Source organism: Pseudomonas sp. EZ-C24 (assembly GCF_014525325.1).
In the GTDB taxonomy this organism is placed as follows: Bacteria; Pseudomonadota; Gammaproteobacteria; order Pseudomonadales; family Pseudomonadaceae; genus Aquipseudomonas; species Aquipseudomonas shirazensis.
The window spans coordinates 58646-72545 of record NZ_JACDIU010000003.1 but is presented as its reverse complement, the minus strand read 5'-3'; the positions used below and the strand labels follow the sequence as shown (position 1 = coordinate 72545).

The 13900-nt window shown below is 63.0% G+C and carries 7 protein-coding genes; 5 read left to right on the top strand and 2 right to left on the bottom strand.

Features of this window, described 5'->3' with window-relative positions:
• Positions 1-57: 57 nt before the first annotated feature.
• Entirely contained in the window at positions 58-2061 is a 2004-nt protein-coding gene (locus tag IDM28_RS00775; RefSeq protein ID WP_150572675.1) for a BCCT family transporter, read from the bottom strand.
• Positions 2062-2484: 423 nt separating this feature from the next.
• Here IDM28_RS00775 and betI point away from each other — a divergent pair, with 423 nt between their 5' ends.
• The 3 genes from betI to betA all read left to right on the top strand — a co-directional run bounded on the left by betI (position 2485) and on the right by betA (position 6428).
• Positions 2485-3150: a transcriptional regulator BetI gene (gene betI / locus IDM28_RS00770; RefSeq protein WP_101315590.1), complete on the top strand. Its 666-nt coding sequence runs from the start codon at positions 2485-2487 to the stop codon at positions 3148-3150.
• Positions 3151-3180: 30 nt separating this feature from the next.
• Complete coding sequence (gene betB, locus IDM28_RS00765; protein ID WP_188035169.1) at positions 3181-4653, top strand: betaine-aldehyde dehydrogenase; 1473 nt, start codon at positions 3181-3183, stop codon at positions 4651-4653.
• A 77-nt stretch (positions 4654-4730) separates the two neighbouring features.
• A complete protein-coding gene (betA, locus tag IDM28_RS00760; protein ID WP_101315586.1) occupies positions 4731-6428 on the top strand; it encodes a choline dehydrogenase in 1698 nt (565 codons plus the stop codon).
• Between the two features lie 36 nt (positions 6429-6464).
• On the opposite strand, the gene IDM28_RS00755 is transcribed toward betA, so the two are convergent.
• Positions 6465-8618: a dermonecrotic toxin domain-containing protein gene (locus tag IDM28_RS00755; protein ID WP_188035168.1), complete on the bottom strand. Its 2154-nt coding sequence runs from the start codon at positions 8616-8618 to the stop codon at positions 6465-6467.
• 160 nt (positions 8619-8778) lie between these two features.
• Between IDM28_RS00755 and IDM28_RS00750 the strand changes: the two genes are divergently transcribed.
• Positions 8779-10521 carry a potassium/proton antiporter gene (locus IDM28_RS00750; RefSeq protein ID WP_103435727.1) on the top strand — a complete coding sequence of 581 codons (1743 nt, stop codon included), beginning with the start codon at positions 8779-8781 and terminating at the stop codon, positions 10519-10521.
• 47 nt (positions 10522-10568) lie between these two features.
• Positions 10569-13886: a mechanosensitive channel MscK gene (mscK, locus tag IDM28_RS00745; protein ID WP_188035167.1), complete on the top strand. Its 3318-nt coding sequence runs from the start codon at positions 10569-10571 to the stop codon at positions 13884-13886.
• Positions 13887-13900: the final 14 nt, after the last annotated feature.

Below are 13900 nucleotides of genomic sequence, written 5' to 3'. Positions count from 1 at the left end.
CGAAACAGGCCCTGTCCAACGGACAAGGCCTGTTTCAAGCAGAGCTGCGCACGTGTTCTAGCTGTACACGCGACCCAGCACCTGGCGATGGCTCTCGAACTGATCAAGCACGTCGCGAACGATCTGCTCCGGCAAGAAGCCCATCAGGTCGTACTCCTGACTACCATCGTGCAGATAGACCTCGGCGCGATAATAACGTTGGCGCACATCGGCCTCGCCTTGCACCTGTGCCTCGTTGGGCGCCGCCAGGTAGCCGTCCAGGCTGACCTCGTAGACGAACGGGTTGCCCTCTTCCATCATCACCCGCAGGCCCATCATATTGCGCGACTGGCCTAAGCGGGTCTCGACTTCGAAACCCTGCGCCTGCAGCTGCGCTGCGGCGTCCTTGAGGGCCGGACTGACGTGTTTGTCCATGAAGCGCTGAACCACCGCCTGGGTCGGCTGCAACTCCATCGCACTGAGCCGCTCGCTGAAACCGCGACGGCCACGGGCGGCCAGCTCGGCCCGCTCCTGCTCCAGTTGCGCGTCCTGCTTCATGGCCTTGTACAAGCCGAACATGAACAGCACCAGCACCACCGAGAACGGCAGCCCTGCGAGCACGACCATGGTCTGCATGGCGGCGAAGTTGCCGGCCAGCAGCAGGCCAATGGTCACCAGGGTGATGACCACCGACCAGAACACCACCATCCAGTGCGGCGCGTCCTCGTCGACCTGGCCGCCCTTGCACGACAGGTTGGCCATCATCACCGCGCCGGAGTCGGCCGGGGTGAGGAACAGCACGAAGCCGACGAATACCGCCACCCCGATGACGATCTTGGCTGCCGGGAAGTATTCCAGCAGTTGGTAGATCGACATCGATGGCTGCTCAAGCGCCGTCTTGCCCAGCTCCACCGCACCATGGTTCATCACCAGGTCCAGTGCGGTGTTGCCGAAGATCGACAGCCAGGCCAGGGTAAAGCCCAGCGGGATCAGCAGCACGCCGGCAACCAGCTCGCGCACGGTGCGGCCCTTGGAGATACGGGCGATGAACATGCCCACGAACGGCCCCCAGGAAATCCACCAGGCCCAGTAGAACACGGTCCACAGGCCCAACCAGCGCTCGGACTTGCCCGCTTCGTTCTCGTACACATACAAGTCGAAGGTCTTCAGCACGATGCCGTTGAGGTAGTCGCCGGTGTTCTGCACAAAGCCGTTGAGCAGGTGCAGGGTATCGCCGGCCAGCAAAACGAAGATCAGCAGGCCGCTGAACAGCACGATATTCAAGTTGGACAGGCGGCGGATGCCGTTTTCCACACCCGATACCGCGGCCACCGTCGCCACCGTCGCCATGACCAGAATGACGATCAGCAGGTTAGTGTTGCTGTGCGTCATGCCGAACAGGTACTCGAGCCCCGAGGCAACCTGCATCGAGCCGATACCGAGGTTGGTCACCAGCCCCAGCAGGGTCACGAACATGCCGAAAATGTCCACCGCATGGCCGGCGCTGCCCTTGACCCAGCGCTCGCCCATCAACGGGTACAGCGCCGAACGCAAGGCCAGCGGCTGGTTGTGCCGATAGGCGAAGTAGCCGACTGCCAGGCCAACCAGGGCATAGATCGCCCAGCCGTGCAGGCCCCAGTGCAGGAAGGTCAGCTGCAGGCCCTGGCGCGCCGCTTCTGCGCTGGCCGAGGTGCCTTCGGGCGGGTTGAAGTAATGATCCAGCGGCTCGGACGCACCGAAGTACAGCAGCGAGATACCGATGCCCGACGAGAACAGCATGCCGGCCCAGGCACCGTAGCTGAAGTCCGGTTGGTCATCCTTGCCGCCCAGCTTGAGCTTGCCGAAGCCGGAGAAGGCCAGAACGATGACGAACACCAGGTAGCCGCCAATCACCAGCATGTAATACCAGCCGAAGCTGCGCGTCAGCCAGGTCTGGGCGACGTTGAGCACTTCACCGGCGGTGTCGGGTACAGCGATAAGCAAGGCAGTCAGAACAAGGATCAGCAGCGCAGAGGTGATGAACACCACGTTGTTGACCCGGACCCTCTCGGCGGGGGGTTTGGTTAGGGAGGCAGAACTCATTGCACGAATGCTCCGGGCAGTGCTGGGGTGGAGGCTAATCAGTCAATCCCGTGCAATTGGTCAATTAATGCCACTGCGACAGGTGTTATAAAAGCACTCAGGAAAACCGTGATCCCGTAGCGAAACGATGCACAACTACAGAGCCAAGCCCCGCTCCGAGGGCCCTGCGCGCAGTCTCGCGACCGCTCGGCAGATTCTGTATCGCGCAGCGCCCATGCCCGTCAACGCCTTGTATTCCGGGGGTTGCACGTTTTTCTGGGGTGCCAATCGATGCCTTTTCGACAGCCTTAAACAACTGTCAATGGCACAAATTGTCGCAGAGCTTATTCTTTATTGATTGAACGTTCAATCAAAACAAAATAGACTGGCCTTCGCCGAGGCAGCCGCTTGTCGTCTGCCCGCAGGCCTGAGGAGATTTGCCAGATGCCCAAGGTCGGTATGCAACCCATTCGCCGTCAGCAGTTGATCGAAGCCACCCTGCAGGCGGTCGATCAGGTCGGTCTGGGAGATGCCAGCATTGCGCTGATCGCCCGTTTGGCTGGAGTGTCGAACGGCATCATCAGTCACTACTTTCAGGACAAGAACGGCCTGATCGCAGCGACCATGCGCCACCTCATGAATGCGTTGAGCGAAGGCACCGTCGCCCGTCGACTAGCCCTCACCGACGACAGCCCGCGGGCGCACCTGAGAGTCATCGTCGAGGGCAACTTCGACGCCAGCCAGGTCAGCGGCCCGGCAATGAAAACCTGGTTGGCCTTCTGGGCCGCCAGCATGCACCAGCCGTCCTTGCACAGGTTGCAGCGGATCAACGATCACCGCCTTTATTCCAACCTGTGCTGCCAGTTTCGCCGCGTCCTGCCGCTCTACCATGCGCGCAAGGCCGCCCGTGGCCTGGCAGCCTTGATCGACGGCCTGTGGTTGCGTGGCGCACTCTCGGGCGACGCGTTCGATACCGAGCAGGCAATTCGGATTGCCTACGAATACATGGATTTACAACTGGCTAAGCAGCACGCCCTGGATACAACGCCCCAGGCGGCTGAACGATCGCACGCAGCGACTGCCTCATTAGCAGGAGCGCAACGCGGCTAGCCAATCACACACTGCACTTGCGAGGATTCTATGGCCCGTTTCGGAACGCAAAAACTCTACATCGATGGTGGTTATGTCGACGCTGGCAGCGATGCCACCTTCGAAGCCATCAACCCGGCGACCGGCGAAGTCCTCGCCCACGTCCAGCGCGCCACTGCCGCTGACGTCGAACGTGCCGTCGAGAGCGCCGAACGTGGCCAGAAAGTCTGGGCCGCGATGACTGCCATGCAGCGTTCGCGCATCCTGCGTCGTGCCGTTGACATCCTGCGCGAGCGCAACGATGAGCTGGCCATGCTGGAAACCCTCGACACCGGCAAGTCCTACTCGGAAACCCGTTACGTCGACATCGTCACCGGCGCCGACGTGCTCGAGTACTACGCAGGCCTGGTCCCGGCCATCGAAGGCGAGCAGATCCCGCTGCGCGAAAGTTCCTTCGTCTACACCCGCCGCGAACCGCTGGGCGTGACCGCCGGTATCGGCGCGTGGAACTACCCGATCCAGATCGCCCTGTGGAAATCGGCGCCAGCCCTGGCGGCCGGCAACGCGATGATCTTCAAGCCGTCGGAAGTTACCTCGCTGACCACCCTGAAACTGGCCGAGATCTACACCGAAGCCGGCCTGCCGAATGGCGTGTTCAACGTCCTCACCGGCAGCGGCCGTGAAGTCGGCACCTTGCTGACCGAGCACCCGCGCATCGAAAAAGTATCGTTCACCGGCGGCACCACCACCGGCAAGAAAGTCATGGCCAGCGCCTCGAGCTCGTCGCTCAAGGAAGTCACCATGGAACTGGGCGGCAAGTCGCCGCTGATCATCTGCGCCGATGCCGACCTCGACAAGGCCGCCGACATCGCCATGATGGCCAACTTCTACAGCTCCGGTCAGGTCTGCACCAACGGCACCCGGGTATTCATCCCGGCTCCGATGAAAGCCGCCTTCGAAGCCAAGATCGCCGAGCGCGTTGCGCGCATCCGCATTGGCAACCCGGAAGACGAGAACACCAACTTCGGCCCGCTGGTCAGCTTCCAGCACATGGAAAGCGTGCTCGGCTACATCGCCAAAGGTAAGGAAGAAGGCGCCCGCGTCCTCTGCGGCGGCGAGCGTCTGAGCGAAGGCGACCTGGCCAAGGGTGCCTTCGTTGCGCCGACCGTGTTCACCGACTGCAGCGACGACATGACCATCGTCAAGGAAGAGATCTTCGGCCCGGTCATGAGCATCCTCAGCTACGAGACCGAAGAAGAAGTCATCCGCCGTGCCAACGATACCGAATACGGTCTGGCTGCCGGCGTCTGCACCAACGACATCAGCCGCGCCCACCGCATCATTCACCAGCTTGAAGCCGGCATCTGCTGGATCAACGCCTGGGGCGAGTCGCCGGCAGAAATGCCGGTCGGTGGTTACAAGCAATCCGGTGTCGGCCGCGAAAACGGCGTCAGCTCGCTGGCCCAGTACACCCGCATCAAGTCGGTTCAGGTCGAGCTCGGCGGCTACACCTCGGTGTTCTAAGCACCCTGTGTAGTTAGGCCCGCGCCTTATGGCGCGGGCGCTTTGCTCCCTGACACCGCCACAACGAGGGTACTTGCATGTCCCAACAATTCGATTACATCATCGTCGGTGCCGGCTCGGCCGGTAACACCATCGCCACCCGCCTGACCGAAGACGCCAACGTCAGCGTGCTGCTGCTCGAAGCTGGCGGCCCTGACTACCGCTTCGACTTCCGCACCCAGATGCCGGCCGCGCTGGCCTTCCCGCTGCAGGGCCGTCGCTACAACTGGGCCTACGAAACCGATCCAGAGCCGCACATGGACGGCCGTCGCATGGAATGTGGCCGTGGCAAAGGCCTGGGTGGCTCGTCGCTGATCAACGGCATGTGCTACATCCGCGGCAACGCCATGGACTTCGATGGCTGGGCCAAGCTGCCAGGCCTGGAAGACTGGACCTACCTCGACTGCCTGCCGTACTTCAAAAAGGCCGAAACCCGCGATATCGGCCCCAACGATTATCACGGCGGTGACGGCCCGGTCAGCGTTGCCACGCCCAAAGCCGGCAACAACCCACTGTTCCACGCCATGGTCGAAGCCGGCGTACAGGCTGGTTACCCGCGCACTGAAGACCTCAACGGCTACCAGCAGGAAGGCTTCGGCCCGATGGACCGTTCGGTGACCAAGAACGGCCGTCGCTCGAGCACCGCGCGCGGCTACCTGGACCAGGCCAAGAAGCGCCCGAACCTGACCATCGTCACCCATGCCCTGAGTGACCGGATCCTGTTCGAAGGCAAACGCGCTGTCGGCGTGACCTACCTGGTCGGCGACAGTGAAGAGCGCATGGAAGCCCGTGCGCGCAAGGAAGTCATCGTCAGCTCCGGCGCGATTGCTTCGCCGCAACTGCTGCAACGCTCCGGCGTCGGCCCGCGTGCACTGCTCGAAAGCCTCGACGTGCCCGTGGTACACGACCTGCCAGGCGTTGGTGAAAACCTGCAGGATCACCTTGAACTGTACCTGCAGTACGCCTGCACCCAGCCAGTCTCGCTGTACCCATCGCTGCTGTGGTGGAACCAGCCGGCCATCGGTGCCGAATGGCTGTTCAACGGCACCGGTATCGGCGCCAGCAACCAGTTCGAGGCGGGCGGCTTCATTCGCTCCCGGCCTGAATTCGAGTGGCCGAACATCCAGTACCACTTCCTGCCGGTGGCGATCAATTACAACGGCTCGAATGGCGTCAAGGAACACGGTTTCCAGGCGCACATGGGCTCGATGCGCTCGCCTAGCCGCGGCCGTATTCAGCTCAAGTCCAAGGATCCGCGCCAGCATCCGAGCATTCTCTTCAACTACATGGCGACTGAACAGGACTGGCAGGAATTCCGCGACGGTATCCGTTTGACCCGCGAGATCATGGCCCAGCCTGCGCTGGACCAGTACCGCGGCCGCGAAATCAGCCCGGGCGCCCACGTGCAAACCGATGAAGAGCTCGACAAGTTCATCCGCGAGCATGCCGAAACCGCATTCCACCCGTCCTGCTCGTGCAAGATGGGCACCGACGAGATGGCCGTGGTCGACGATCAGGGCCGTGTGCATGGCATGCAAGGGCTGCGGGTGGTCGATGCGTCGATCATGCCGATCATCATCACCGGCAACCTCAATGCCACCACGATCATGATCGCCGAGAAAATCTCCGACAAGATCCGTGGCCGCCAGCCGCTGCCGCGCAGCACCGCCAAGTACTACGTGGCCAACGGCGCGCCGGTCAAAGGCAAGCCGATGCGGGAAGTGAAGCAGCCGTAACTCAGGCTAAATGGGGTCGCTTTGCGGCCCCAATCGTTACGTCGGCAGCGGAAAGAACCGCCGCATCAATGAATCATCTCCGCCTGCCCCCAACCGCTGCGCCAGCACCTCCCGATCAAACACCTCGCCACTACGCAGATCATGCACCAGGCCTCCTTGCAGAGGCTGCGCCAGCGCCCTCAGGCGCACCTCGATAAAGCGATACCGCGCATTGTCGACGGCGGTGATGCGCGTGACCTCGACATAGCGCCCAGGTAGCATCAACGACTCAGCCTCATCAGGTCTGCTGGAAAACGCCGCGACCGGTGTCGCCCGCACATGCTCGCCTGTTTCCAGCACATATACCACCGCGCCATCATCGAAGGCTGGCCTGCCGGATATCTGCACCTCAGGGCTGTTGAACACCTCCCAAAGCACGTAGGGATTCTCGGTGAACGAGGTGAACTCGGTACTCACCAGTACATCTCCCACCGTGACCTGACCACTGCGAAAAGCCGCAGTACCGGTGCTGCGCATACCTGAAGCAGCGCGATACAAGGTGACCGGGCTGTACTGACCAATCTGCTCAAGTGCCTCGGCCAGGGCATGGCTACGGTCGATACAGACCGCCAGCCGATCGTCCAGCGGTAGCCCGCGCCACAGGTTGTTGTAGCGCTGCGGCGCATGGCTGTACTCGGCTATCGCCGGTGCGCCATAGCCGAGTTCATCGCGATAGACCGCGTAAGGCTCACTGAACGCATCCAGATACCACCCGCGCTCATCGACCTGGCCGGCGTCGGCCCACGGCACCCGCGCCAGCGCCGTTTGCTGACGGGCCAGAGCTTGATCGGAACGGACCAACAGCGCGTCAGCGGCGGGCTGCATGAATTCTTCCCAGCTGTCGTCGGCAATCGCCAGCGGCGCCTGGAGCGTGCGCGGCGGTGGTAACCGACCTGGAGCAAACAGCTCGGTGGAGCGCATCAGTGCGCTGTCCAGGAGGATGAACAGGATATCCAGCAACACCGCCCACCAGGCAGCTGCGCGCCACTCGCGCTTACCATTGATGGCCTGGTCCACATGCAGCGCGAGGCAACCGACACCGATGCCCAACGCTGTCAGGGCCACAGGCCAACCCGCAATGCTCATGGGCGCCAGGATCAACGCCGCAGTTTGCAGCCCGGACAGCCAGCGCTGCCTGCGTAACTGAGCGTTGGTAGTAAGGCGCTCATCGGCATCACTGGCCAGGGTAACCAACGCCTGATCACGCAGGCGCACGAACACATCTCCGCGCAGCGGCTGGCTGCTGATCAGCAGCGTATGATCGGGCTGCGCCAGCAAGTCCAGGTACTTTTGCAGACGCGGACGCAGCGACTGGCTCAGCAAGTCACTGCCGACAAAATCGCTCATCAACCGCTCCTGCCCCTGCGCTGTTGCCGCTTGCTCGACCAGCCACGCCTCAAGCGTCTGCTCATCGTTGAGCAGCACCATGCCGGCATGCTCGCCTGCCAGATACAGGCAGCGTTTGCCACTGGGCAACGTACGCAGCAGCAGGGTTCGCGCCGCAACCCCGCCCAGACTCAGGCGAGCCCAACCGCTGAGGTGGTTGTCGCCATACGACAGGCGCAGAGCCTTGCGGGTCGCTGGCAACTGCGAGCGGACCAGCGAGGCCGCGAGTATTTCGTGCCGCTCATCGTTGCTCAGTGCAGCCTGGCCGAGTACAGCCAGAAACCGCGAGCGGGCTAACAGGCAGAAGTCCTCGCCGCGCTCGGCTCGAAACCGCGCCAAACGCTTGCGGTAGGTTGCCGCGAAGTCCATCGCCCAACACTGCTCCAGCACGCTCTGGGCCGCCAGACGCAGCTCGTTGCGCTCATCGAAAACGGTATGGCTGGCGTCCACTCGATAAAAGCCGCCGTACACCGACAACTGGTCGATATTGGCCTGTTGCGCCGGGCTGAAGCGCTGGATCATCAGCTCGGTCAGGCTCATCGAGCGCCGCGGTGGGCCGCCGTGGCAAAAACCGGTGTAGGTCCGCGGGCTGCTGCTGGCGCTGTCGAACTCATGCCAGAACACCTGATCAGGGTCGAGCCAGTGACCGAGCTGACGGCGCAGCACATGGCCGGCGGCCTGACGGGCCAGCCCATGCAGGTCAGGGAACTGGCCCAGATAACGGCGGGCAATGTCCGCCAGAGGTATATCGTCGGGGTGGATCATGCGCGGTGGCCTGTGCAAATGGGAGCCCGCACTTCAACCTGGATGCCGCATCAATATGCGGTAACGCTTTACAGCCCGCGAGCGCCTCGGGTTAGAATCAGTTGGCACGCAACCTGCGTAACAGCGCCGCCTGTCCCCCCGTTTCTCCGGAGTACCGCCCTTGGATGCAAGCACCATCAACAGCCTGTTCCTGATCGGCGCATTGCTGGTGGGTGCAAGTATTCTGGTCAGCTCGCTGTCATCGCGCCTGGGCATTCCGATTCTGGTCATCATTCTGGCGGTCGGCATGGTGGCCGGCGTCGACGGCGGCGGGATCATTTTCAACAACTACCCGACTGCCTACCTGGTGGGCAACTTGGCGCTGGCGGTAATCCTCCTCGACGGCGGCCTGCGCACACGGGTGGCGAGCTTTCGCGTAGCGCTGTGGCCGGCGCTGTCGCTGGCCACGGTCGGGGTATTGATCACCACGGCGCTGACCGGCATGGTCGCGGCCTGGCTGTTCGATCTGAGCCTGATCCAGGGCCTGTTGATCGGCGCCATCGTCGGCTCGACCGACGCTGCGGCGGTGTTCTCGCTGCTCGGTGGCAAAGGCCTCAACGAGCGGGTCACCGCCACGCTCGAGATCGAATCGGGCAGCAACGACCCGATGGCGGTATTCCTCACCGTAACCCTGATCGACATGATCGCCAGCGGCCAGACCGGCCTGCACTGGAGCCTGCTCACTCACCTGCTGCGCGAGTTCGGTATCGGCGGCCTGCTGGGTTTGGGCGGCGGCTGGCTGATGCTGCAGATGGTCAACCGCATCAACCTCGCCAGCGGCCTCTACCCGATTCTGGTAGTGGCTGGCGGGCTGGTGGTGTTTTCGCTGACCAACGCCCTGCACGGCAGCGGCTTCCTCGCGGTTTATCTGTGCGGCCTGGTGCTCGGCAACCGGCCGATCCGCAGCCGCCACGGTATTTTGCACATGCTCGACGGCATGGCCTGGCTGGCGCAGATCGGCATGTTCCTGGTGCTCGGGCTGCTGGTCACGCCACATGACCTGCTGCCGATTGCAGTGCCGGCGCTGGGCCTGGCGCTGTGGATGATCCTGGTGGCGCGGCCACTGTCGGTGCTCGCCGCGCTACTGCCGTTCAAGGCCTTCCATGACCGTGAAAAGGGCTTCATTGCCTGGGTCGGTTTGCGCGGCGCGGTACCGATCATTCTGGCCGTGTTCCCGCTGATGGCGGGGCTGCCGCAAGCGCAGCTGTTCTTCAACCTGGCCTTCTTCATCGTGTTGATCTCGCTGCTGGTGCAGGGCACCAGCCTGCCGTGGATGGCCAAGCTGCTCAAGGTCACGGTACCGCCAGACCCGGCACCAATCTCGCGCTCGGCGCTGGAGGTACACATCACCAGCGAGTGGGAGATGTTCGTCTACCGCCTCGGCGCAGAAAAGTGGTGCATCGGCGCCGCCCTGCGCGAGCTGAAGATGCCCGAAGGCACGCGGATTGCCGCGCTGTTTCGCGGCGAGCAGCTGCTGCACCCATCCGGCAGTACCGTGCTGGAAGTGGACGACATGCTCTGCGTGATCGGCCACGAGCATAACCTGCCGGCGCTGGGCAAGCTGTTCAGCCAGGCGCCACAACGTGGCCTGGACCTGCGTTTCTTTGGCGATTTCGTTCTCGAAGGCGATGCCGAACTGGGCCAGGTGGCAGCACTTTATGGCCTGCAACTGGACGGTTTGAACGCCGATATGGCGCTGGCGCAGTTCATCCGACAAAAGGTCGGAGGCGCTCCAGTAGTAGGCGATCAGATCGAATGGCACGGCACAATCTGGACGGTCGCAGTCATGGACGGGAACAAGATCGACAAAGTCGGCGTCAAATTCCCCGAAGGAACTCGCCCCGGCCCGGGCTTGTTCCTGTAGCCCTCGACTTGCCTCGTATCACACGAACCCCTGACAAGACTCTGCTTATGTCCCTGCGCGTGCACCTTCGCGCAGCCCTGCTCGGGCTGTGCCTGTCCCTCTCTTTCGGCGCCACCGCTGCCGAGGCCCCGACCACTGCCAGCGTGCAGAACAGCCTCGACAAGATCGCCGAGCGCAAGCTGCCCGAGGCTGACCAGAAGAGCCTGCAGCAAGTGCTCGAGCAGACCCTGAGCCTGCTCGCCAGCCAGCAGGACAGCGCGGCCAAGCTCAAGGCGCTGAAGCAGCAGTTGGCCGACGCGCCGCGCTTGACCAGCGAGGCCCAACGCGAGCTGGCCAAGCTCAAGGCGAGCACACCGGCTCCCGTCACCCAGCGCTATGCCAACCTGAGCGTGCCGCAACTCGAGCAACTGCTCAGCGAGCGCAGCACGCTGCAAGGCGAGCTGCAAAAGGCGCTGGCCGATGCCAACAGCCTGATGATCAGTTCGCAGACCCGCCCGGAACGGGCGCAAGCGCAGATCAGCAACAACCAGACGCGCATCCAGCAGATCAACAGCAGCCTCAAGTCCGGCAAGGACGCTGGCAAGGCCCTCTCCGCCGACCAACGCAATCAGCTCGCCGCCGAGCTCGCCTCGCTCAACGCGCAAACCCTGCTGCGCCGCCAGGAACTGGCCGGCAACGGCCTGCTGCAGGACCTGGGCAGCGCTCAGCACGACCTGCTGGTCGAGCGCACCGCGCGCCTGGAGCAGGAAATCCAGCAACTGCAGACGCTGATCAACGACAAACGCCTTGCGCAGTCGCAGCAAGCGGTGACCCAGCAATCGCTGGAAGCGCAGAAGTCCGGCGGCAGTGTCCTGCTGGCCAATGAGAGCGCCGCCAACCTCAAGCTCTCCGACTACCTGCTCAAGAGTACCGACCGGCTCAACGAGCTGACCCAGCAGAACCTCAAGACCAAAACTCAGCTCGACAGCCTGACCCAGGCCGATCAGGTGCTTGATGAACAGATCGACGTGCTCAAGGGCAGCCTGTTGCTGTCCAAGATCCTCTACAAGCAAAAACAGAGCCTGCCGCATTTGAAGCTCGACCGCGACCTGGCCGACCAGATCGCCGATATCCGCCTGTATCAGTTCGAGGTCAACCAGCAGCGCGAGCAGATGAGCAGCCCCGTCAGCTACGTCGATGGCGTGCTCGCCAGCCAGCCTGCCGAGGACGTCACGCCCGAACTGCGCAAGGCACTGTTGGAAGTGGCCATCACCCGCAGCGACCTGCTCGAACGGCTCAACCGTGAGCTTTCGGCATTGCTCAACGAATCGATCACCCTGCAGCTGAACCAGAAGCAGCTGGTCAGCACCGCTCAGGGGTTGCGCACCACCCTGGAAGAGCAGATGTTCTGGATCCCCAGTAACAAGCCGCTGGACTGGGAATGGCTGAGCAGCGTGCCCGGGCGCCTGATCGATCAGGTGGCCAACCTGCCGTGGGGTTCGGGCGTCAAGGAAGTGCTGCAAGGCCTCAGCCTGCGGCCATTGCTGTTCCTGCCGCTATTGCTGCTGATAGGAGTGCTGCAGTGGCGCCGGCGCTACTTGTATCAGCGCTTGAGCAAGGTGCATCAGGACATCGGCCACTTCAAACGCGACAGCCAGTGGCACACGCCGCAGGCGCTGCTGATCAACGTGCTGCTGGCGATGCCGCTGAGCCTGACCCTGGCCTTGTGCGCGTATATCCTCCAGGTCGATGCACGCGGGCAGAATGCCAACCTGAGTGCTGCCTTGTGGCAGCTGGCTCAGGCCTGGCTGGTGTTCTACACCGCCTACCGGATTCTCGCGCCGGGCGGCGTGGCCGAGGTGCATTTCCGCTGGCACAAGCCGCAGGTGCAGTTCCTGCGTGGCTGGGTGCGGCGTCTGGGTACCGTGGTGCTGGCGCTGGTCGGGGTGGTCGCCGTGGCCGAACACCAGCCGTCGGCGCTGGCCAGTGACGTGCTTGGCATCGGCGTAGTACTGACCTGCTATGCCTTGATGGCCTGGTTGCTCAGCCGCCTGCTGTTGAGTAGCCCGGCGCACCGCGACACGTCACTGTTTCGCAAGATCGTCGGGGTGGCCTTCACGGCGCTGCCGATGGCGTTGTTCGTGGCCGTGTGCTTCGGCTACTACTACACCGCCCTGAAACTCACCGACCGTTTGATCTACACCTTGTACCTGCTGCTGTTCTGGCTGGTGATCGAGGCAGCGTTCGTACGCGGCCTGTCGGTTGCCGCGCGGCGCCTGGCCTATCAGCGCGCGCTGAGCAAGCGCCAGGCAAGCAAGGAAGGGCTCGACGGCGAGGTGATCGTCGAGGAGCCGACCCTGGACATCGAACAGGTCAACCAGCAATCGCTGCGCCTGATCCGCCTGGCCCTGCTCGGCGGCTTCATCGGTGGCCTGTACTGGGTCTGGGCAGACCTGCTTTCGGTGTTCGCCTACCTCAACAACTTCACCCTTTACGAGTACACCAGCGGTACCGGCGCCGCCGCCAGCATGGTGCCGATCAGCCTGGGTGACCTGCTCGGCGCACTGGTGATCATCGGCATCACCTTCGCCCTGGCCGGCAACCTGCCGGGCCTGCTCGAAGTGCTGGTGCTGTCACGCCTGAACCTGGCGCAGGGCAGCGCCTATGCCACCACCACACTGCTGTCCTACGTGATTGCCGGGGTCGGTTTCGTCAGTACCTTGTCGACCCTGGGCGTCAGCTGGGACAAGCTGCAATGGCTGGTGGCTGCACTGTCGCTGGGGATTGGCTTTGGCATGCAGGAAATCTTCGCCAACTTCATCTCCGGGATCATGATCCTGTTCGAGCGCCCGGTGCGTATCGGCGACACCATCACCATCGGCAACCTGTCCGGCACGGTGAGCAAGATCCGCATCCGCGCCACCACCATCACCGACTTCGACCGCAAGGACATCATCGTCCCCAACAAGACCTTCATCACCGGCCAGTTGATCAACTGGTCGCTGACCGACACGGTCACCCGGGTCACGCTGAAACTGGGCATCGACTACGGCTCGGACCTGGACCTGGTACGTGAACTGCTGCTCAAGGGCGCACATGACAACCCGCGCGTGCTGAAAGACCCAGAACCGCTGGTGTATTTCCTCAACTTCGGCGAGAGCTCGCTGGATCACGAGTTGCGCATGCACGTGCGCGACCTCGGTGACCGCAACCCGACCCTGGACGAGATCAACCGCTACATCAGCCGCGAGTTCAAGGCCCACGACATCAAGATCTCGGTGCGCCAGGTCGAAGTGTTCCTGATGGACACCCAGGGCCACAAACAGAAGCTGATCGCCGTTGAAGGTGGCGACGGGACAAAACCCGAAGGCACTCAACCGTTCTGACTGGACTCAAACCG

Coding starts and splice junctions, on each gene's coding strand:
- betB (WP_188035169.1), top strand. CDS start 3,181: ATGGCCCGTTTCGGAACGCAAAAACTCTACATCGATGGTGGTTATGTC.
- betI (WP_101315590.1), top strand. CDS start 2,485: ATGCCCAAGGTCGGTATGCAACCCATTCGCCGTCAGCAGTTGATCGAA.
- betA (WP_101315586.1), top strand. CDS start 4,731: ATGTCCCAACAATTCGATTACATCATCGTCGGTGCCGGCTCGGCCGGT.
- mscK (WP_188035167.1), top strand. CDS start 10,569: ATGTCCCTGCGCGTGCACCTTCGCGCAGCCCTGCTCGGGCTGTGCCTG.
- IDM28_RS00755 (WP_188035168.1), bottom strand. CDS start 8,618: ATGATCCACCCCGACGATATACCTCTGGCGGACATTGCCCGCCGTTAT.
- IDM28_RS00775 (WP_150572675.1), bottom strand. CDS start 2,061: ATGAGTTCTGCCTCCCTAACCAAACCCCCCGCCGAGAGGGTCCGGGTC.